17 protein-coding genes are annotated in these 20,378 nt (G+C 42.0%); 9 read left to right on the top strand and 8 right to left on the bottom strand.

Features of this window, described 5'->3' with window-relative positions; genetic code table 11:
* Window positions 1–9: 9 nt before the first annotated feature.
* From glnA to L3Q70_RS00970, 5 genes are all read left to right on the top strand, one after another.
* A complete protein-coding gene (glnA, locus tag L3Q70_RS00990) occupies window positions 10–1,416 on the top strand; it encodes a glutamate--ammonia ligase (RefSeq protein ID WP_062568222.1) in 1,407 nt (468 codons plus the stop codon).
* A gap of 134 nt (window positions 1,417–1,550) precedes the next feature.
* Window positions 1,551–2,075 carry a DUF4124 domain-containing protein gene (locus tag L3Q70_RS00985; RefSeq protein WP_228074387.1) on the top strand — a complete coding sequence of 175 codons (525 nt, stop codon included), beginning with the start codon at window positions 1,551–1,553 and terminating at the stop codon, window positions 2,073–2,075.
* An 80-nt stretch (window positions 2,076–2,155) separates the two neighbouring features.
* Entirely contained in the window at window positions 2,156–3,226 is a 1,071-nt protein-coding gene (gene glnL / locus L3Q70_RS00980; protein WP_130151490.1) for a nitrogen regulation protein NR(II), read from the top strand.
* Window positions 3,227–3,244: 18 nt separating this feature from the next.
* On the top strand, window positions 3,245–4,630 hold the full coding sequence (ntrC, locus tag L3Q70_RS00975; protein ID WP_062568219.1) for a nitrogen regulation protein NR(I): 1,386 nt from the start codon (window positions 3,245–3,247) through the stop codon (window positions 4,628–4,630).
* 27 nt (window positions 4,631–4,657) lie between these two features.
* A complete protein-coding gene (locus tag L3Q70_RS00970) occupies window positions 4,658–5,116 on the top strand; it encodes a cyclic nucleotide-binding domain-containing protein (RefSeq protein ID WP_062568218.1) in 459 nt (152 codons plus the stop codon).
* Here L3Q70_RS00970 and L3Q70_RS00965 read toward each other — a convergent pair.
* Together L3Q70_RS00965 and L3Q70_RS00960 are read right to left on the bottom strand one after the other, a co-directional pair.
* Window positions 5,113–5,775 carry a hypothetical protein gene (locus tag L3Q70_RS00965; protein WP_062568217.1) on the bottom strand — a complete coding sequence of 221 codons (663 nt, stop codon included), beginning with the start codon at window positions 5,773–5,775 and terminating at the stop codon, window positions 5,113–5,115. The genes L3Q70_RS00970 and L3Q70_RS00965 overlap by 4 nt on opposite strands.
* Window positions 5,776–5,831: 56 nt before the next feature.
* The gene (locus L3Q70_RS00960; RefSeq protein ID WP_193988145.1) at window positions 5,832–6,119 is read right to left on the bottom strand and encodes a hypothetical protein; all 288 of its coding nucleotides are present in this window, start codon (window positions 6,117–6,119) and stop codon (window positions 5,832–5,834) included.
* Between the two features lie 235 nt (window positions 6,120–6,354).
* Here L3Q70_RS00960 and L3Q70_RS00955 point away from each other — a divergent pair, with 235 nt between their 5' ends.
* The 4 genes from L3Q70_RS00955 (at window position 6,355) to L3Q70_RS00940 (ending at window position 11,317) form a co-directional block, all read left to right on the top strand.
* Entirely contained in the window at window positions 6,355–6,729 is a 375-nt protein-coding gene (locus tag L3Q70_RS00955; protein ID WP_062568215.1) for an RNA-binding S4 domain-containing protein, read from the top strand.
* 434 nt (window positions 6,730–7,163) lie between these two features.
* Complete coding sequence (acnA, locus tag L3Q70_RS00950) at window positions 7,164–9,914, top strand: aconitate hydratase AcnA (protein WP_237114705.1); 2,751 nt, start codon at window positions 7,164–7,166, stop codon at window positions 9,912–9,914.
* A 188-nt stretch (window positions 9,915–10,102) separates the two neighbouring features.
* A complete protein-coding gene (locus L3Q70_RS00945) occupies window positions 10,103–10,990 on the top strand; it encodes a DUF4097 domain-containing protein (protein WP_237114704.1) in 888 nt (295 codons plus the stop codon).
* Between the two features lie 81 nt (window positions 10,991–11,071).
* Window positions 11,072–11,317 (top strand): hypothetical protein, encoded by a 246-nt coding sequence (locus tag L3Q70_RS00940; RefSeq protein ID WP_062568212.1) that lies wholly within the window; start codon window positions 11,072–11,074, stop codon window positions 11,315–11,317.
* On the opposite strand, the gene L3Q70_RS00935 is transcribed toward L3Q70_RS00940, so the two are convergent.
* The 6 genes from L3Q70_RS00935 to L3Q70_RS00910 form a co-directional block, all read right to left on the bottom strand.
* The gene (locus L3Q70_RS00935) at window positions 11,314–11,853 is read right to left on the bottom strand and encodes a DUF4124 domain-containing protein (RefSeq protein ID WP_062568211.1); all 540 of its coding nucleotides are present in this window, start codon (window positions 11,851–11,853) and stop codon (window positions 11,314–11,316) included. The genes L3Q70_RS00940 and L3Q70_RS00935 overlap by 4 nt on opposite strands.
* 15 nt (window positions 11,854–11,868) lie before the next feature.
* Window positions 11,869–12,591: an ABC transporter substrate-binding protein gene (locus tag L3Q70_RS00930; RefSeq protein WP_237114703.1), complete on the bottom strand. Its 723-nt coding sequence runs from the start codon at window positions 12,589–12,591 to the stop codon at window positions 11,869–11,871.
* A gap of 102 nt (window positions 12,592–12,693) precedes the next feature.
* Window positions 12,694–13,434, bottom strand: coding sequence for a phosphoadenylyl-sulfate reductase (locus L3Q70_RS00925; protein ID WP_062568209.1), 741 nt, complete (start codon window positions 13,432–13,434; stop codon window positions 12,694–12,696).
* 38 nt (window positions 13,435–13,472) lie between these two features.
* Window positions 13,473–15,170, bottom strand: coding sequence for an assimilatory sulfite reductase (NADPH) hemoprotein subunit (gene cysI, locus L3Q70_RS00920; protein ID WP_237114702.1), 1,698 nt, complete (start codon window positions 15,168–15,170; stop codon window positions 13,473–13,475).
* 48 nt (window positions 15,171–15,218) lie between these two features.
* Complete coding sequence (locus tag L3Q70_RS00915) at window positions 15,219–17,033, bottom strand: assimilatory sulfite reductase (NADPH) flavoprotein subunit (protein WP_237114701.1); 1,815 nt, start codon at window positions 17,031–17,033, stop codon at window positions 15,219–15,221.
* A gap of 260 nt (window positions 17,034–17,293) precedes the next feature.
* Window positions 17,294–20,224 carry a TonB-dependent receptor gene (locus L3Q70_RS00910; protein ID WP_237114700.1) on the bottom strand — a complete coding sequence of 977 codons (2,931 nt, stop codon included), beginning with the start codon at window positions 20,222–20,224 and terminating at the stop codon, window positions 17,294–17,296.
* Window positions 20,225–20,378: the final 154 nt, after the last annotated feature.

The following is a 20,378-nucleotide window of genomic DNA, read 5'->3' as shown; positions in this document are numbered from 1 at the left end:
GGAGGACACATGTCACAATCGGTTTTAGATTTTATCAAAGAAAATGACGTTAAGTTCATTGATTTACGCTTTACTGACACCAAAGGTAAAGAACAGCATGTTTCTATTCCTCATCACCAAATTGATGAAGAGTTCTTTGAAGACGGCAAAATGTTTGACGGTTCTTCAATTGCTGGCTGGAAAGGCATCAATGAGTCAGACATGGTACTAATGCCTGTACCTGAATCTGCTAAAATGGACCCATTTTCTGAAGAAGCTACTTTAATCGTACGTTGTGACGTTGTTGAGCCTTCAACACTTCAAGGTTACGAGCGTGATCCACGTTCTGTTGCAAAACGCGCTGAAGAATACATGCGTTCAACAGGTATCGCTGATACTGTTTTATTCGGCCCAGAGCCAGAGTTCTTCCTATTTGATGATGTAAAATACAAATCAGACATGTCTGGTTCTATGTACAAAATTGATGATATCGAAGCTGCATGGAACTCAGATAAAGACTACGAAGGTGGCAACAAAGGCCATCGTCCAGGCGTTAAAGGTGGTTACTTCCCATGTTCACCTATTGATTCATCACACGACTGGCGTTCAGCTACATGTTTAGTTCTTGAAGAACTAGGCCAAGTTGTAGAAGCTCATCACCATGAAGTTGCAACTGCGGGTCAAAACGAAATCGCAACACGCTTCAATACCATGGTATTAAAAGCAGACGAAATCCAAGAGATGAAATATGTTATCCATAACATGGCTCACCTTTATGGTAAGACAGCAACCTTCATGCCTAAGCCTCTTGTAGGTGATAACGGTTCTGGTATGCACTGTCACCAATCTTTAGGTAAAGATGGCGTAAACATCTTTGCTGGTGACAAGTACGCGGGTCTTTCTGAAGAAGCACTTTACTACATCGGTGGTATCATCAAGCACGCTAAAGCAATCAACGCATTCGCTAACGCGTCAACTAACTCGTACAAACGTCTAGTACCAGGCTTCGAAGCACCAGTAATGCTTGCATACTCTGCACGTAACCGCTCTGCTTCAATCCGTATCCCTGTGGTACCGTCTGCAAAAGCACGTCGTATCGAGGTACGTTTCCCAGATCCAACAGCTAACCCATACCTAGCATTCTCAGCAATGCTTATGGCTGGCCTTGACGGTATCAAAAACAAGATCCACCCTGGCGATGCTATGGATAAAGATTTATACGACTTACCAGCTGAAGAAGCTGCTGAGATCCCACAAGTTGCCTCTTCACTAAGCGAAGCACTTGCTTCTTTAGACGCTGACCGTGAGTTCTTGACCCAAGGTGGTGTATTCACTGACGATCTAATCGATGCATACATCTCACTGAAGAACAAAGAAGTTGAAAAGCTTAACATGACAACTCATCCAGTTGAGTTTGAAATGTACTACAGCGTGTAATTACGCTGTAGCAGAATTATCTATATCAGATAATAAATGTGTGTTCTCAAGCCCGCTTTGCGGGCTTTTTTAATGGTAATTCGACGTATTCTCCTCTACAGTTTTAAATAGATTAAGAAATGCAGGGTTGCAGAGTGAAAAGCATAACTTTATTGTTAGCAGTACTAATTTTTGTTAGTACTTTTAGCCATGGTACCGCTCAGAAGAAAGTGTATTCGTGGAAGGATAGAAATGGTGTTTTAGTCTTTTCTGATACACCACGTCCAGGCGCAACTGAAGTAAAGCTAAATACGCAAAATCTCACTATGCCAGCGACCGATACGAGCATTCTAGATAGCAGCCCGAACGTTACACCGGTTAATTTTAAAGTGACAATAGCCTCACCTGAAAATGAAGCCACCGTTAGAGAGAATACTGGTTCCGTTTATGTAACAACTCGTATTAGCCCACGCTTTGCAACAGGCTTTAAGGTACAACTCCTTGTTGATGGCACTCCTTTAGGTGTTGCCAGTAGCAGTACAACCTTTGCACTAAGAGAAGTCAATCGAGGCGAACACACACTGCAAGCTAAGCTTTTTAATGAGAATAATAAACTCGTTTCGGTTAGCCCAGTAAGCACCTTTTTTATGCATCGAGCATCTGTATTAAACAGCAATTAACTTTTTAAAATAGATACCTCACAATGCAGAATGGCTGTGCTAAGCTATGCTCAATCGCAACGCACTAAAATGGTGCAAACATGCTCAGTAATACTCCCTTCGACTCAGAAATACTCGACAGTATCTGGAAAAATTTAAGTACTGCCGTTATCTTGCTCGACCGAAACTTCAAACTGGTTTATGCAAATGACAGTGCAAGTGAGCTTTTAGGTTTAGGTCCTAAACGTATTATCAACCAACCATTCGATAATCTATTTAACTATCACTCAATTGATTTAAAACGCATCGCCCAGTACTCACTGTTCGATGGTGTTGATTGCCATCAGCATAGAGCTGACGTGGTGTTCATCGATTCTCGCCATGCTAAATTAACAATCAGTACGCGACGGCTCAGCAGCAAAAATGAAAACTACATTTTATTTGAATGCCGCCAAATGGACGATGAAATTCGTCACGATCAAGCCTCTAATCAAATGCATCAATATCAAGCTGCGCGTAATTTAATACGTGGTTTGGCGCACGAAATTAAAAATCCGTTAGGTGGAATTCGCGGAGCGGCGCAATTATTGCAGTATGAGGTTGATCAGCAAGAACGAGATCAATGTGCAGAGCTTATTATTGAGCAAGCAGACAGATTGCGAGAGCTAGTCGACCGCTTGCTTGGCCCGAATCAGTTGCCCCACAAATCCTATGGCAATATTCACCAAGCACTTGAGTCAGTAATCAAGCTAAGCATGCTGGATAATAGTGCGAATATCACCTTAGTAAAAGACTATGATCCGAGCATACCTAATGTGTATATAGATCAAAGTAAAATTCAACAGGTGGTGTTGAACATTATTCGTAATGCCCAACAGGCTCTCGTTGATGGTGGTGAAATCAGAATAAAAACCCGTATTAACCACCAGCATAGACGTCCTGGTAAAGCGCCGAAAAAAACCTTGCTGATCCAAATTTCGGATAATGGTCCAGGTATAGATAAGAATCTAAAAGAAACTTTGTTCTATCCCATGATCACCAATAAAGAAAATGGTTCAGGGCTTGGTTTATCCATAGCGCAAACCTTGGTTGACCAGCATGACGGACACATAGACTGTGACAGTTGGCCTGGCCATACAGAATTTAATATCTATTTGCCTTTTACGGATTAATGGTTTTTTGGAGTAATCATGAAAACAGTCTGGTTAGTTGATGATGATGCCTCAATACGCTTTGTATTAGAAAAAGCGCTGGCAAGAGCAGGATTTGACACCCAAAGCTATGCAAATGCACAAGATGTACTTAATGCATTAAAATTTAGCCAGCCCACAGTGCTCGTCTCTGACGTGCGTATGCCAGGTATGGACGGCATGGCATTGCTAGAAACAATTGCTGAGCAAAATCCTGGCTTACCTGTGATCATCATGACTGCCCACTCAGATCTCGACTCTGCAGTTAATGCGTTTCAAAAAGGGGCATTTGAGTATCTTGCCAAACCGTTTGATTTAGATGAAGCCGTAGCATTGGTAGAAAGCGCATGTCGTGCTAACTCAACAAAAAAAACCAAACGTAAATTAGCGCCGCAAACCAATGCGCATATCATCGGTGAAGCACCTGCTATGCAAGAGGTGTTTCGTGCGATTGGTAAATTATCAGCTTCAAGTATGAGTGTGTTAATCAATGGCGAATCAGGTACAGGTAAAGAACTTGTTGCCAGCGCCCTTCACAACCACAGTCCACGCAAAGAAAACCAGTTTATCGCTCTCAATATGGCTGCCATTCCTAAAGAATTAGTCGAATCTGAATTATTTGGCCATGAAAAAGGCGCATTCACAGGTGCTGACAGCATTCGTAAAGGCCGCTTTGAACAGGCAAATGGCGGCACATTATTTTTAGACGAAATTGGTGATATGCCGCTTGATGTGCAAACTCGCTTATTACGCGTGTTAGCCGATGGTGAGTTTTACCGTGTTGGTGGTCATCAAAGCATAAAGGTCGATGTGCGAATCATCGCCGCAACTCACCAAAATCTCGAAGACTTGGTTAAACAAGGGAAGTTTCGTGACGATCTGTTCCACCGTTTAAACGTGGTGCGTTTGCGCCTACCCGCCCTACGAGAACGCACCGAAGATATTGAGCGCCTCGCACAACATTTTTTACATAAAAGTGCTAAAGAGCTGCAAGTCGAAAGCAAAATTTTAAGCCCTAAAGCCACTGAGCAATTACGCCTATTCAATTGGCCTGGCAATGTTCGTCAACTAGAGAACACCTGCCGTTGGTTAACTGTAATGGCACCGGGTGAGCTTATCAGCGAGCAAGATTTACCTCCCGAAATTATTGCCGCAGCTCCCACAGAGCAAGAAGGCGACTGGCTAGATGCATTTCAGCAATGGCTTAATCTTGAACTTAAACAAGGCAAAGAGAATATTTGGCCTGCGATTCAAGCACAATTAGAAACTCGCTTAATTAAAACTGCACTTGCAAACTGTGCAGGCCACAAACAAGAAGCAGCCATCAAAATTGGTTGGGGGCGTAATACGTTGACCCGCAAGCTAAAAGAGCGCAATATTAGCTAAATTTCACACTATGAACACAGTGAATCAATGAAGTTAATCGAGCATATTCCGCTTATTAAACAAATGGAAATCATTAACAGACTGTCGTTTTTTAGAGAGTTTTCTCTCAGTGAACGACAGGTGTTATTAGAATCGTTTAGTCACTTATATTTAGTACAACAAGGCCGTGCGGTTTTTAAACAATTTGATAATGACAAACGCCTTTATATTGTACTAAGTGGCTCTCTTACCGTGTTTAAGCAAAGCCATTTAGTTGAGCTAGGCAGCATAGAGCCTGGTGAATTTATTGGTGAAGGCGCGTTTATCAATAACCGTGAACGAAGTACTAGTGCGCGAGCTAAGATCGATACTATCGTACTTGCAATCACACCAGAAGCGCTTACTCGACTACCAAATGTAATCCGTGAGAAAATAAAAGATCGTATCATCGAAGGTATGAGTGAACGCATCATTAAGCTCAGTAATTATCTAGAGTCACGCGGCTAATCCATATACACAATTTGTAACGAGCAATTCAACCAGCTTGGTTCATTAACCCGTGCTGTGTAACGGTAGGTGTCTGATGGTTTCATACCAAATGGGGTACTCACTTCTGGCGTTAAATGGCTGTAACTTTGCGAATAGTTTTTATAGTAAATAACTAGGTAGCCATATAAGTAATCCCAATCAAGGGAGACTTTTCTACCGCTTGTAAGGGTAAAGTGTGCCTGCTTATTATTAAATGTAACAGCAAGATCATTATACTTGTCTTCAACACATCCGGTGGTGAGTACACGAGTCGGCATAGTAAAACTAGTTGTGGTATTTTTAGCTCTTAAATAAAAGCCAATATTGCCATGATTGTAAAAGTGATTTGCGGCGGTGGTGTATTTGATCTCAGGCTGATAACCCAGTCGCTGCATGATACCAGCTAAGATCTCAGTCTGTTCAGTCAAAATTTTATCTTCGGATAACATCAAAGTCGCGTCGCCAAACTCTCGCGGCACACTCAGTTGCGTGTATTTATAAGGTAAACGCTGAGCACTTAAGGCTAAATCGAGCTGAGCTTGCTGCTGTGCGTCTAAGTTTTCTGTATAAACATAAACAGTTGGCTGTTGGCAACCAACTAACAATAGCAACACACACCAAATATACATCCTGTTCATACTATTCCCCCAAAAGATTACAAGTGTAGTCTATTAAAGGAAAGCTGATTAATCAACTAATTTAAATGGTAACTTAGCCATTTATCAACACTGCGTCGAGTGTAAAGAATATCTTTAAATAAGCGGTGAACCTGATACTCAAGTAACTTTTCTTTACTCTCCTCTCCATAGGCAAGCTGGCTGTGGTTATCATTAAAACGTGAAATTAATGCAAAGCCTTGTTCTGATTTATCAGGCTGTGCTTTGATTGCTTTTGTTAGCAAAGCTCGCACATCATCTGCGGCTAATAGTGACGAATCCTGTAACCCCATTAACTCTTTCCTTAGTGCTGATCTTACGCCCATTACTACTTCTCCAGAACGAATTTAAAATGAAACGAGATTGCTTATAGCAATTAGTACACCAATTTAAAACGCGCGCAGTGTAACCAGAAAATACTGCAATTTTTTTACTGCTTTTGAAAAATATCATTCTTTTTTGCGAGCCAATTTTAACCCTTTGAAGAAGTTAAAAATTTAATCTTGGTTCAATCCAGTGCTAGGCTTTATAATGGCTACGATTAAATTATGAGAGACCAACATGAACGAAGATTTCATAGAAATTGAACTAGAAGAAGAGCCTATAGAGTTATGTAATTTGCTAAAAGTGCTCGACTTAGTCGAAACCGGAGGCCAGGCAAAAGCACTAATAGGTGAAGGTTATGTTGGAGTAAACTATGAAATTTGTACAATAAAACGGAAAAAATTATACAGTGGTGATGTGCTCGCTTTTGATGGTGAGTTGTTTCAATTAACATTAAGCGAAGATGCAACACCGAATCCTCGCCCACCAGAAACACCGAAAAAAGCACAATCAGAAACGAGCGAAACAGCACCGAAAAAAACAAAACGCAAGCGTACTAAAAAACCAAAAGTGGACGAAAAAACAGGCCGTCGCCCTATTTCATTTGGTTAGTTCAAGGTTGCTTAGTTGCTATAAATCACCTTTAATTGAGTTGGATTATAACAGTAATAAAAGGTGGTTTTGACACCTCCAACTTAGCTAAAACTACTTGCTTAAGCAGTAAGCCTCGCTAGCATCTTATTACTGGCAATACCATTTTGTGTCATTATCATTGGCTTGGTACTGCTTTTTGTTAGCCATAAAAGTCAACATGAAGAATGGCTCAGCTAAACATTCTTTTTTTTAATAGTCACCTTAATTAACTGACTATTTATCTCCCCTTGCCCTTGAAATAAATCGTGTCGGCATCAACACTATTTAAGTAGCATACTTTTTCGTCAGCAAAATAAATTTACTAGCTGGTATTAAGTTTGCAACAGGCTAGTGTATATCTCGAAAAGGAAACACAAAACAAGCTCGGCTTGTTAAAACCACAGGGGCAAATAATGAATAACAGTTTTGATACCCAAAAACAGCTTACAATCAATGGTGAACAATACCATATTCACTCTTTACAAGGCTTAGGCGATAAAGCAAAGCGCTTGCCATTCTCATTAAAAATCTTACTCGAAAATCTGCTACGCAATGAAGATGGCGTTAATATCAAAAAGCAAGATATTGAAGCTTTATTAAACTGGGATCCACAAGCAAAACCCTCCGCCGAAGTAGCGTTTACGCCTGCCCGTGTCGTTATGCAAGACTTCACAGGTGTACCCGCCATTGTTGATTTAGCCGCGATGCGTGATGCCATGGAGAAACTCGGCGGCGATCCAGCAAAAATTAATCCTCTTTCACCCGCTGAACTTGTGATTGACCATTCAGTGCAAGTTGATGGTTATGGCGAAGATGGCTCATTCGACTTAAATGCGAAACTTGAATACGAACGCAATAAAGAACGTTACGAATTCTTACGCTGGGGACAAACTGCTTTTGATAACTTGAAAGTTGTGCCACCAGCAACGGGTATCGTTCACCAAGTCAATTTAGAATACCTAGCCCGTGTGGTGTTCAATGATGAAAAAAATGGTAAATCACTGGCTTACCCAGATACCCTTGTCGGCACAGATTCACACACAACCATGATTAATGGTCTTGGGGTACTTGGTTGGGGCGTAGGTGGTATTGAAGCCGAAGCCGCCATGCTAGGCCAACCAATCAGCTTACTTATTCCACAAGTAGTTGGCTTTAAGCTTAATGGTCGCCTGCCTGAAGGCACGACTGCGACTGACCTTGTGCTAACCGTAACAGAAATGCTGCGTAAACACGGCGTAGTGGGTAAATTTGTTGAGTTTTATGGTGATGGACTTGCTGATTTGCCACTTGCTGACCGTGCTACTATCGCCAACATGGCACCTGAATATGGGGCAACCTGCGGTATTTTCCCAATTGATGATGAAACCATTAACTACTTACGTTTAACTAACCGCGATGACAAACAACTTAAACTCATCGAGGACTATGCAAAACATCAAGGTTTATGGCGAAACCCTGGTGATGAAGCCCGCTACACAGATACCCTTGAGTTATCCCTTGATGATGTAGTACCAAGTCTTGCGGGTCCTAAACGTCCACAGGATAGAATTGCCCTTGATAAAGCGGGCGACATCATTGGTGAACACTTAAAGGGCTTCCAAGATGAACGTATGCAGCATCGCGATAAAAGTGATATTCAAGAAGCGCGCATTGAAGATGAGGGCCCTACAACCAACCCAGATGAGCCAGTCAACGAAGCACAATTTATGGGGGCGGCTAAGGTTAACTTTAAAGGCGAGGAGTTTGAGCTTAATGACGGTGCGTGTGTCATTGCTGCAATTACAAGCTGTACAAATACCTCAAACCCAAGTGTTATTTTAGCAGCGGGCTTAGTCGCTAAAAAAGCGAAACAATTAGGCTTAAAAGTGAAACCTTGGGTTAAAACCTCATTGGCACCTGGCTCTCAAGTAGTGACTGACTACCTGAAAAAAGCAGACTTAATGGATGATTTAGATGCCTTAGGCTTTAACCTTGTTGGTTATGGCTGTACAACCTGTATTGGCAACTCAGGCCCACTGGCTGATGAAATCAGCGAAGCCATTCAAAAGCACAAACTGGTAGTCAGCTCTATTTTATCAGGTAACCGAAACTTTGAAGGTCGTATTCACCAAGATGTGAAAATGAACTTTTTAGCTTCGCCACCACTTGTTGTCGCCTACGCTATCGCAGGCCGTACAGATATTGATGTGTACAACGAGCCGCTAGCACAAGACCCTAATGGTAATGATATTTACCTGAAAAATATCTGGCCGAGTGTCAGTGAAGTCAATGAATTAGTAAAAGAGACCGTAACCAAAGAAATGTTCGCCTCAAGCTATGGCAATGTGTATCAAGGCGATGATCGTTGGCAGAAAATTCAAATTCCTGATGGTAAACTGTACGATTGGGATGATGCCTCAACCTACATCAAAAAAGCGCCCTTCTTTGATGGTATGGAGATTGAGCCTCCAGGAATTCCAAGCATCAGTGGCGCACGCTGTTTAGCAAAATTAGGTGACTCAGTCACCACTGACCACATCTCGCCAGCAGGTGCGATTAAAGCCGATGCCCCTGCAGGCCTTTACTTACAAGAGCATGGTGTGCAAAAAGCACAATTTAACTCATATGGTTCGCGCCGTGGTAACCACGAAGTGATGATGCGCGGTACTTTCGCTAATGTACGTTTACGTAATTTATTAGCCCCAGGTACCGAAGGCGGTGTTACGCGTATGCAACCGAGTGATGAGCTTGCCAGCATTTATGATGCTGCTATGAAGTATCAACAAGATGGCACGCCACTGATTATTTTAGCAGGCGCGGAATATGGCACAGGTTCTTCACGAGATTGGGCAGCCAAAGGTTCACTACTGCTTGGTGTTAAAGCCGTTATTGCACAAAGTTATGAGCGTATTCACCGTTCAAATCTAATTGGTATGGGTGTATTACCTTTACAATTTAAAGACGGTGAAAGCTATGAGTCACTCGGTCTAACTGGCCAAGAGTCATTCGACTTTGAAGGCCTGTATGACAAAACCAATGAAGTAAGCGTCATTGCCACTAACAGTGAAGGCAAACAAATTAGCTTTAGTGTTGATGTGCGTATAGATACACCTAAAGAGTGGGATTACTACAAACATGGCGGTATTTTACAGTATGTACTTCGTAATATGCTGGCTGAGCAGTAATCACTTTATAAGTTAACTAAGGGGCTGAATTTTCAGCCCCTTTTTTGTTTAAAACACCAATAATTTGTAGTTTAGACCAACACACTTATTTACAAAAAATGAAAAACACATAAAAATCAGCATGTTAAAATTGGACCATAGTTTGCAAATGCTAACCAGATAAAAATCACAATAATTTTGGAATCCATATGACAATTGCATCATTCAAACGCGCAATTTGCGCAACTGCCATCACATCTAGCTTATTATTAACTGGTTGTGTGATTCATGTATCTCCGGGTCAAATCGCAGAGCAAAAACAACAAGATTTAAGCGTGTCGGCTGCAAATTTAAGCACACTCAAAATCGATGCCGAAGCAGGCTCACTGACCATCAAAGGCGATAGTAACGCTTCAGCTATCACAGTAAATGCCAATATCTATGCGGCTAAAGGCGATGAAACCTATACCCTAACTATTGAAAAACACGGCGACACCGCAGAGCTTATCAGTAAGCTCAATAATGGTAGCTTATCGTTTTACAGAGGTTCATCACCTCACATTGATTTAATCGTATCTGTGCCCACCAACCTTAAACTTGATATCGATGATGGCTCAGGTGATATCGTTATACGTGCGATGCAAAACGACATTCGCATTGATGATGACTCAGGGTCAATTGTGATTGAAAACGGTCGCAATATTAATATTGATGATGACTCAGGCGATATTCGAATTAGCAATGTAAGCGGCAATATAAGCATTGAAGACGACTCTGGCTCGATTATGATAGAGCAAGGCCAAGGTCGCATTGATATTGAAGATGACTCTGGCGATATCCACATTGAGAACAGCCAAGGGCCTGCACGTATTATTGATGGTTCAGGTAGTATCAGCGTTAAAAAATTGGCTGGTTTGCTGGCTATCGAAGATGGCTCTGGTGATATAGATGTGAGACATATAAATGGACTCGTTACTATCACCGATGGCTCGGGCAGTATTTATGTGAATGATACACTAGGCCTGACAATTATCGAAGCGGGCTCTGGCGATTTAAGTATCGATAACATCAATGGCCCAGTTAAATTGGATAGATAATCGACAATTGCTTGATTTAGAACAATCCAGTTAATAACAACAGCACCTACACTTTAATTAAGGCAAAAGTGAGGTGCTTGTATGACTGAACAAACCATCATTCGAATATTAAAAACCTTCATCATTTTAGGTATTTGCTTAATCGTATTGGGGCATTCTTTATTAGCCGGCAATTACTTAAGTGAAAGCATGGGTGTGCATGGTATTATGTTCAGCGCAGCATGTATTGCTATCGGCGTACTGTTTTCACTGCCTACCAAAATTTACCTCACTATTTTGCTGATGAAAATGGAAAGTGATCTGACAGCACAAAACAGGCTGAATTAGTTACCGCTTTGCTCTTGTAGCTGCTTTTCAAGTTGCTTATTGCGTTGCTCCATAAGCTGTTTTACTTGCTCTGCTTCTTGCATCATCTTTTGCACATTTTTAGCATCGTACACCCCAAGTGCGGGCGGTGTTACGTCAGCTTTAACGGTTGATGATTGCTTTTCATCAGCTTGAAAAGTTTCTGCAGGTAATACAGTAATATCGTTCGGATCTAAGCTAACAACTGTACTCGAATAATTAGGGTGAGGTGTATCAGCATAGTGCCACTGACCATGCTCATCTTGCCATTTATACACGACAACAGGTGCATGTGCGTCTTTGCTAAAGCTCAATTTCTCAGTTAACTTTTTAGCTTGTGTGCTTAATGCATCGGCACCTTGCGAAGCAAAGTCACTCACATCACCACTCACTTTTTCAGAGTAATGTTCGAACATGCTCAGTTCTAAGTAAGGTTTACCATCTGGCTTTTTAATATAAAATAACAGCACAACACTGATCAGCAGCAACATGACGGCAAAATAACAAAAACGCTTCATCCTTCCATTTACCTACTATTGATAGCGACTCACAATCTTAGCAAATTCTCCTGAAGCTTTAAGACTTTTTATAAAGTCATTAAACTGCTCTTTGATTAAATATGTTTTTGCTGTTGCTGAAAACTGTAATTGGAGTGGCGCTTTTCCCACACTATAGGTGCTTACGGTTAATTTTTTGAATACTTCATCCCGGCTCACATACCAGTTTAATGCATCTAGAGAGATAGCGGCGATACGCTGATTATGATCCCAGTCCATTAATGCTAAGAGCATCTCTCGTTCTGAATAAAAATTCTCACGGTGCATCGCCCCGCTGTCAAAATAATGTTCAAATTTCGGATAAGTATAAGCATAACGACCCATAAATACATAGCCTGTTAGCTCATCTATGGGTGGTATATGACAGCCATGTGGCATGACTAACACATCCTCTACAAAGCTAATCGCCTCACTCCAATAGTACTGGTTACTCCCTGTATACCAATCTATAGATTCAATGCGCCCATCTAATAACCCATCATCAAGCATTTTTTGCGAGCGCTTTTCAGGCGCATACGAATACTGTACCTCAATTGCATATTGCTCACTAAAGCGTTGCAGTATGTCTTGAACAATACCGCCTTGTTCGGCATTCATAAAATGATAGGGAGGGTAATCGCTGTCTGGTAGCCCAACCCGCAATACTTCTGACTGGCAAAACGGTACTACAAAAAATAAGAAAACTACAAAACGACTCATCGACGACCCCATGCTACTACTAAGCCGCGAATTGTACACAAAAGACACAAAAAAAGCGCAACCTAAGTCGCGCTTTATGAATTTTCTGATAGGAAAATAGGATTAAATACCATCACCATCAATGTGCAAGCCACATTCACGGTTTAAACCGAAGAAACGTGTCTCTTCTTCTGTCATGCCTGGTTCAAGTTTACGGGTTGTATGAACATCGCCCATAGATACATAACCTTGCTCCCAAAGTGGGTGATACGGCAAATCATGCTTAGTTAGATACTGATAAATATCGCGGTTGTTCCACTCAATAAGTGGATACACTTTCACAGTACCACGGCTAATTTCAACAATTTGCTTGTCAGCACGACTAGATGATTGCCCGCGGCGCAAACCACTAAACCAGGTGCCTGCTTCCAGCTCGTTTAAAGCACGGGTCATTGGCTCAACTTTATTCAGTTGATTGTACTGCTTGATGCCAGCTTCACCTTGCTCCCAAAGTTTACCAAACTTCGCTTCTTGCCACGCTGGGCTAAGCTGGGCTTTATAAACCTTAAGATTAAGCGAAAGTCGCTCCGTCATTTGCTCGATGAACTGATAGGTTTCAGGGAACAAATAACCAGTGTCAGTCAGTACCACAGGAATATCAGGCTGCTGCGATGTCACTAAGTGCAACATCACCGCCGCTTGAATACCAAAACTAGACGACAAAAAGTGCGTGCTTGGTAAGTTTTCAAGAGCCCACGCAACACGCTCTTCAGCGCTTTTATCAGCCAGAAGACCATTAATATCAGCCAGCATAGCTGTTTGGTCTTCTTTGCTCATCGTTAAGATGTCTTTAAATTCACTCATGGTTAATTCCAAACCTTAAAGCGGTGTCGCTTATAAAATTATGCGTGAAAATCAGTTACTGAAACTTTAACTTCAGCAACAATGCCTTTGCGAATTACAAAATCACCAAAACACTCGCCTTCATTACGCTCACTTGCCCATTGGCCAATTAGCTTATCGAATGCGTCTAGGTATACGTCTTCGCCAACATTTTCTAAATACAACTTTGGAATACGCGTGCCTTCACGGTTACCACCTAAGTACACGTTGTATTTTCCTGGACCTTTACCAACCAGACCCGCTTCTGCCAACATTGCGCGGCCACAGCCATTCGGACAACCCACAACACGCATAATGATGTTGTCATCGCCAATACCATGTTTCGCTAATAGCGCTTCTGTTTTCTCAATTAAGCTTGGTAAATAACGCTCAGCTTCTGCCATCGCTAACGGACAGGTTGGTAATGCCACACACGCCATTGAGTTTTTACGCTGCTCTGTATGGCTGTCATCAATCAGGCCATGGTTACGAGCGATCTCTTCGATTACCGCTTTTTGATCAGCTGGAACACCTGCGATGATCAAGTTTTGGTTTGCCGTCATGCGGAAATCACCTTGGTGAATTTCAGCAATTTTACGGCAGCCTGTTTTAAGAGGTTGATTTGGGTAATCTAAAATACGGCCACTTTGAATAAACAGCGTTAAGTGGTGCTTACCATCAATACCTTCAACCCAACCGATACGGTCACCACGGTGAGTGAACTCATACGGGCGGCTTTGTTCAAATTGAACACCAGCACGTTTTTCAACTTCAGCTTTAAATACATCAGAACCTACACGGTCTAATGTGTATTTAGTTTTCGCATTTTTACGATTTGAGCGGTTGCCCCAATCACGCTGTACAGACACAACGTGCTCAGCAATTTTCAAGGTGTGCTCAAGTGGGATAAAACCAAAGTCATCTGCTTTACGAGGATACGTTGCTGTATCACCGTGAGTCATCGCAAGACCACCACCCACTAACACGTTAAAGCCAACTAACTTGCCGTTTTCTGCAATTGCCACGAAGTTTAAGTCGTTCGCATGCACATCCACTTCATTGTTCGGTGGAATTGTTACTGTGGTTTTAAACTTACGCGGTAAGTAAGTTGAACCTAAGATTGGCTCTTCAGTGGTTTCACTCTTTTCGCCATTTAGCCAAATTTCAGCGTACGCTTTGGTTTTTGGTAATAGGTGCTCAGAGATCTTCGCAGCCCACTCGTAAGCTTCTTGGTGAAGCTCAGACTCAACTGGGTTCGTCGTACATAATACGTTTCGGTTTACATCGCCCGCCGTTGCAATTGAGTCTATGCCCACGCTATTGAGCATTTGGTGCATACCTTTAATATTTGGCTTAAGCACACCATGGAACTGGAACGTTTGACGCGTGGTTAAACGAATACTGCCATAGCTAGTTTTCTCTTCAGCAAACTTATCAATCGCTAACCATTGCTCTGGCTTGATGATACCGCCAGGCATACGCGCACGTAACATAACGTTATGTAACGGCTCTAGTTTTTGCTTGGCACGCTCAGGGCGAATGTCACGGTCATCTTGCTGGTACATGCCGTGGAAACGGATCAGTTGGAAGTTATCAGCAGTGAAACCACCGGTGATCTCGTCTTTTAAATCTTGCTCAATTGTGCCACGTAAAAAATTACTTTCTCTTTTCAAACGCTCGTTATCAGAAAGCTTTACGTTTTTGTCTTGTTCGCTCATGGTATTTCCTAAATTTGTTACAGTGACGGCTGTTAGCTTTAAACGTGATTAGTACACGTCTTTCTGATAGCGGTTTGCGCTACGTAAATCTTTTAAATATTGCTCAGCTTGTTCATCATCTTTGCCGCTATTTTCTTTGATAATGTCTACAAGCGCCTGATGAACATCTTTCGCCATACGGTTTGCATCACCACAGATATAGAAATGAGCACCCGCTTCTAACCAAGCAAATACTTCTTGGCTGTTTTTGCGAAGTTTGTCTTGAACATATACTTTTTCCGCTTGGTCACGGCTAAACGCCACATCCACTTTAGTCAGTAAGCCTGACTTCAAGTAACCTTGAATTTCAACTTGATATAAGAAGTCTTGAGTAAAGTGTGGGTTACCAAAAAATAACCAGTTTTTACCACTTGCTTCACGAGCATCACGCTCTTGTAAAAACGCACGGAATGGTGCAATACCTGTACCTGGACCAACCATGATAATTGGCGTTTCATCATTAGCCGGTAAACGGAAATTATCGTTATGCTCGCTGAATACTTTTACTTTGCAGCCTTCTTGTGCACGACGTGCTAAATAGCCAGAACAACCACCTAAGTGTTCGCTTCCGAATGCATCAAACTCAACCAGCCCCACCGTTAAGTGAACTTCTTCTTCAACTTCAGCTTGGCTAGATGCAATCGAATATAAACGTGCTTGTAGTTTACGTAAGCAATCTACTAAGGTTTGCGCTTCCAATTGAGCTGGGTTTTGACGAATAATATCGAAGATTTGGCGAGGCTCGATGTACTCACGCATTGCTGCTTTATCTTCAACTAACTTTAATAATTCAGGGTTGCCCGTTGCTGTTGCGTATTTTTCAACAAAGCCTGGGTATGACTGAGTTAATTCTAATTTTTCGATTAATGCATCACGAATACTTAGCTCGTCGTCGCCGAGTTTAACCGTGCTAGATGCATCGATTTGTGTAAGCGTGAGCACTTCATCAACAAGTGCTTCGTCATTTAAAAAGTAGACGCCTAACGAATCACCCGGTGTATAGGTGATGTCTGAACCTTCCAATGAAATTTCAACATGACGCACATCTTTGGTTGAATCACGACCCGTAATTTTTTGCACAACGCTTAGCTCTGCAGCAAATGGGTTTTGCTTGGTGTATTGGCTTGCCGCAGGTGCCGCTGCACCAAATGGCATCGCCACAACTTGACCACCACTTGCTTGTTGCTGCGCTTTAAGATCAGGTTCAAACGCATCAAGTGCACCATCAATCCACTTAGCAGCTTCATCATCGTAATCAACATCTAAGTCAGCACGCTGGAAAATAGTTTCTGCGCCAAGCTTGTTAAAACGCGCTTCGAAATCTTTTGCTGTTTGGCAGAAGAACTCGTAGCTTGAGTCACCTAAGCCAATCACAGCCACTTTAACACCATCTAGTTTTGGTGCTTTTTTAGTCGTTAAGAATTCATGCAGGCTTTCAGCGTCTTCTGGTGGCTCGCCCTCACCATAGGTTGAAACAACAACCGTGATGAACTTTTCTTTTTTCAGGGCAGTTGGTTTGTAGTCAGCCATGTTGACTAGCTTAACGGTAAGACCACGCGACTGGGCTTGTTCTTTTAACTTAGTCGCAACGCCTTTTGCGTTACCCGTTTGCGAGCCGTATAAAATAGTTAAGGGTGCAGCATCACCCGTAGCTGGAGCGGCAGCAACACCACCCGTTATTACACCTGCGTTGGCATTAGCAGCTAAGTAACCACTGACCCACGCTTGCTGAATTGGATTAAGTTCAGCCACTAAGCCTTGCAGCTTTTGTACTTGCTCTTGCGATAGCGGGCTCGCCGCTGCATTTAGTTGACTTAACAACATGAATTTATTCCTCGTAACCCTGAAAAGTTAACTGCGAAACGAACTTGCTACCGTCATTTCGCGAACAATTTTTTTCGACTTTAAAGACTAAATAAAAACGCTTTAAAGGTTTATCTGAGCGTGAAGAATAACGAGGTCTCGCGCGATTAAAAAAGAATAGAATCTGCTTTGATATTCCATTTAGTTATTAATTTTATAAATAACTAAAAAAAAGACACTAACATATAAGTCAGTGTCTTTTTGTTTAAACGGATTTTTAGTTAAAAATCAATAACAACATTTGCAAAGAAACGACGACCGATAGCATCGTAAATTGCATCATTAGCTCCACTGGCTGCAATATAAGCCGGTGGTAATTTATCGGTTAAGTTACGAATACCTAAACCAACTCGGGTGTTTTGAAATAACTGGTAGCTAGCGGACAAGTCATGGGTCACAATAGTTCCCACAAAGGCAGGGCTCAAATCTTCAGGTATATCTCCGTCAGGCGATAGGTCGATACGAGCTGAACGATCTATTAAACGTGATGACCAGTTTACAACTAAATCGTTAATAGCATAGGTTGCGGAAAAGCGAGCTTGCCACTCAGGATCCCCCACTTCACCATCTTCCACATTTACTTTATCAGGTCGACTTTGGAACTCAAAAGCCTCTAGCTCTAAAAGATGATTTACAAATAAGTTTAAATTTAAATCCCCTGCCAAACCATAATCAGACAGCTTCATACTGTAATCAAAATCAGCTTCAAGGCCTCTAGTTGTCAAAGCTGCTGCATTTAAAAAGCCAGAGCGAACTAAAGTCACATTATTCGTTGTAGGGTCTCGCTCAACCTGCGAGCAAAAACTTTCGTCTGGGCCTCCTGGGGCATCCACACAATTATCAGCAATACTTTGTGTCGCGATAAATGAAATTGCGTCTTCTATTTCAATATCATAGTAATCAAGGGTCATTGAAAAGTTTTCAAAAAAGCTCGGTGTCCAAACAATGCCTGCCGTAAATGAGGTTGAGGTTTCAGATTCAAGTTCAGAGTTGCCACCACTAATAGTATCTATACTCGCATTATCATTTGCCTCAAACCCTGCTGGTATGCCGATTGCTGCACAATTAGCAACGCGATTAGGATTATCGAGAATACTATCAGCATCACATGGATCGGCTACACGGCCAAAGCCTGGAGAAATGGGTGAAAAGGCTTCGGCTATATTCGGGGCACGTACCGCTTGACCATAAGTGCCTCGCAAACGAATATCCTCAATAGGCTGATACAACACACCAACCTTCCACGCGTCAGTTTCGCCAGCATGCGAGTAATCAGCATAACGATATGCGGCATCTAAGGTAAGTTCTTTTGCGTAAGCAAGGTTTGCAAGCAGAGGCAAGCTCACCTCTATAAAACCCTCAGTTACATCATACTCACCAAATGCATCGGGTGTAGCTGCCTGTGCTAAAACACCTGATTTTGTCAGCTCATCGGTGCGTGTTTCTGATGTTTCTTCACGGTATTCAAAACCAGCAGCTAAACCGATTGGCCCGCCAAGTAGTTCAAAAAACTCCCCAGTATCAAATGTTATATTAGCGCCAATTAATTCTTGCGTTATTTCATCTGTACGCGATACATCGGCTGTTACCCAGTCTTTTGCAGCCTCTGATGCTTGGTCAAAACCAAACGCATTGTAAGGAACACAATCTGCGGGATTTAAAGTGGCAGGGTTAACATACTCATTTCCATCCTCATCTGGTAGTTGTAAGTCGGGTACTTGATTTCGACATACTATTTCGCCCGTATCTGGGTTAATAACAGCATCAAGCGCAGCATCAAGATTGCCTGAAATTAAATCGTTTAATGAGTTCCGGCGGTTATCTGTTTGCCCATATACATAGTAAACATCATAGTTAAAATCAGTTTGGCTTAAAGTAAATAAGCCTTGAACCCCACCAACGAATCGAAATAGCTCACGGCGGTTATCAGCACTTCGATTACCGAATTCAGCAAAAAACTTAGACATTTCTATTGTTGTAATGCCTTGGTTAAGGTAGGACTGGCGTAGCGTTTCATCAAGGTAGGGGTTGTCTGCTACGTTAATAAATATATCACCAAAGCGAAAAGATGGCTGAAACTGTTGTTTAATGTCTGAACGAACGAACTTAAAGTCACTGTAAAATGTATGGTTGTCAGTAATATTATAATTAAGTGTTGATGCGATGGTTATTTTATCCTGCTCAGGTAATACATTTTCATAGTCTTGAAGTTTAAAGCAGTGCTCACATCCATCAGGGAAATTACCGAATGCAAAGCTATTTGTGAACTCACGAATCGGCATTAATTCAGGTGTGCCATTATCTGAAAACGTGGTAATTTCACCAAATGCACCAAATGGGTTTAGCACACCATTTTCACTTATACGATCCGAAAAAACACGAGGCCTTGTTAAACGATCAGGAATACCATCTTCCTCACCTTGGCTGAGCGGATTATCAACTGTTCCCCAGTTATCCGACTGGCGTAAGTCATTTGCCATCACTTCATTGATATGGTCTTTGCCAGCAAAGAAAGTGATATTACCTCGACCGCCGGCAATATCTGTCCCCGCTAGAATACTTAGTGAGGTATTTTTAGAGCCGACTCCTTCGGTTGAATTACCAACTGATGCCTTTAATTGTAAGCCATCGAAATTGTCTTTTAGAATCACGTTTACAACACCGGAAACCGCATCAGAGCCATACACTGCCGATGCACCTCCTGTTATTACTTCAATTCTGTCAATAAGTGCAGCTGGAATTGTTGATAAGTCTACCTGAGATGACCCTGGCGCCCCTGCGACATGGCGCTTGCCATTCACTAAAACAAGTGTACGCGTGGATCCTAGGCGTCTTAAATCAGCAGAGCTGATACCTGCATCAGCATTGTCATCATTATTACCAAAGAGGGTATCGGTCGCGCCTATAGACGGAAACTCAGCTAGAATACTCCCTAAATCTGGTGTACCTGCTTTGGCTATTTCAGCCGCACCAATTGTTACTATTGGTGTGGGTTGAGAAAGCTTTGGTTTTGCAATACGAGACCCTGTAACTTGAATTCGCTCAACTTCATCAACTCCCTCTTCAGCTGCGACTGAATAACCCACAGTAGAAAGTGCAGTTAACGACAAAGCAAACTTAACGCTATGCGCCAATAAATTATATTTCTTCATTTTGACCCCTAAACAAGCTGTTATTATTTGATTATTGCTGTTGAAGTCGGGTGATCTTTACACCACAAAACTATAACAGTGCTTTTAGAAGTAACACGACAAACCCAAAATAGGAACAAAACTAAAAAGTGTGCAAAATATAAACAATGCAGAA

The organism is Pseudoalteromonas sp. CF6-2 (assembly GCF_021729425.1).
In the GTDB taxonomy this organism is placed as follows: Bacteria; Pseudomonadota; Gammaproteobacteria; order Enterobacterales; family Alteromonadaceae; genus Pseudoalteromonas; species Pseudoalteromonas arabiensis.
The sequence above is the reverse complement of the archived record's forward strand: the minus strand, read 5'-3'. Positions and strand labels throughout refer to the sequence as shown.

What these genes read in the sequence shown, in the direction of transcription:
- acnA (WP_237114705.1), top strand. Translation starts at nt 7,164, where the DNA reads ATGAATAACAGTTTTGATACCCAAAAACAGCTTACAATCAATGGTGAA.
- glnL (WP_130151490.1), top strand. Translation starts at nt 2,156, where the DNA reads ATGCTCAGTAATACTCCCTTCGACTCAGAAATACTCGACAGTATCTGG.
- L3Q70_RS00965 (WP_062568217.1), bottom strand. Translation starts at nt 5,775, where the DNA reads ATGAACAGGATGTATATTTGGTGTGTGTTGCTATTGTTAGTTGGTTGC.
- L3Q70_RS00915 (WP_237114701.1), bottom strand. Translation starts at nt 17,033, where the DNA reads ATGTTGTTAAGTCAACTAAATGCAGCGGCGAGCCCGCTATCGCAAGAG.
- L3Q70_RS00940 (WP_062568212.1), top strand. Translation starts at nt 11,072, where the DNA reads ATGACTGAACAAACCATCATTCGAATATTAAAAACCTTCATCATTTTA.
- L3Q70_RS00960 (WP_193988145.1), bottom strand. Translation starts at nt 6,119, where the DNA reads ATGGGCGTAAGATCAGCACTAAGGAAAGAGTTAATGGGGTTACAGGAT.
- L3Q70_RS00925 (WP_062568209.1), bottom strand. Translation starts at nt 13,434, where the DNA reads ATGAGTGAATTTAAAGACATCTTAACGATGAGCAAAGAAGACCAAACA.
- L3Q70_RS00935 (WP_062568211.1), bottom strand. Translation starts at nt 11,853, where the DNA reads ATGAAGCGTTTTTGTTATTTTGCCGTCATGTTGCTGCTGATCAGTGTT.
- L3Q70_RS00945 (WP_237114704.1), top strand. Translation starts at nt 10,103, where the DNA reads ATGACAATTGCATCATTCAAACGCGCAATTTGCGCAACTGCCATCACA.
- cysI (WP_237114702.1), bottom strand. Translation starts at nt 15,170, where the DNA reads ATGAGCGAACAAGACAAAAACGTAAAGCTTTCTGATAACGAGCGTTTG.
- L3Q70_RS00955 (WP_062568215.1), top strand. Translation starts at nt 6,355, where the DNA reads ATGAACGAAGATTTCATAGAAATTGAACTAGAAGAAGAGCCTATAGAG.
- L3Q70_RS00930 (WP_237114703.1), bottom strand. Translation starts at nt 12,591, where the DNA reads ATGAGTCGTTTTGTAGTTTTCTTATTTTTTGTAGTACCGTTTTGCCAG.
- glnA (WP_062568222.1), top strand. Translation starts at nt 10, where the DNA reads ATGTCACAATCGGTTTTAGATTTTATCAAAGAAAATGACGTTAAGTTC.
- L3Q70_RS00970 (WP_062568218.1), top strand. Translation starts at nt 4,658, where the DNA reads ATGAAGTTAATCGAGCATATTCCGCTTATTAAACAAATGGAAATCATT.
- L3Q70_RS00910 (WP_237114700.1), bottom strand. Translation starts at nt 20,224, where the DNA reads ATGAAGAAATATAATTTATTGGCGCATAGCGTTAAGTTTGCTTTGTCG.
- ntrC (WP_062568219.1), top strand. Translation starts at nt 3,245, where the DNA reads ATGAAAACAGTCTGGTTAGTTGATGATGATGCCTCAATACGCTTTGTA.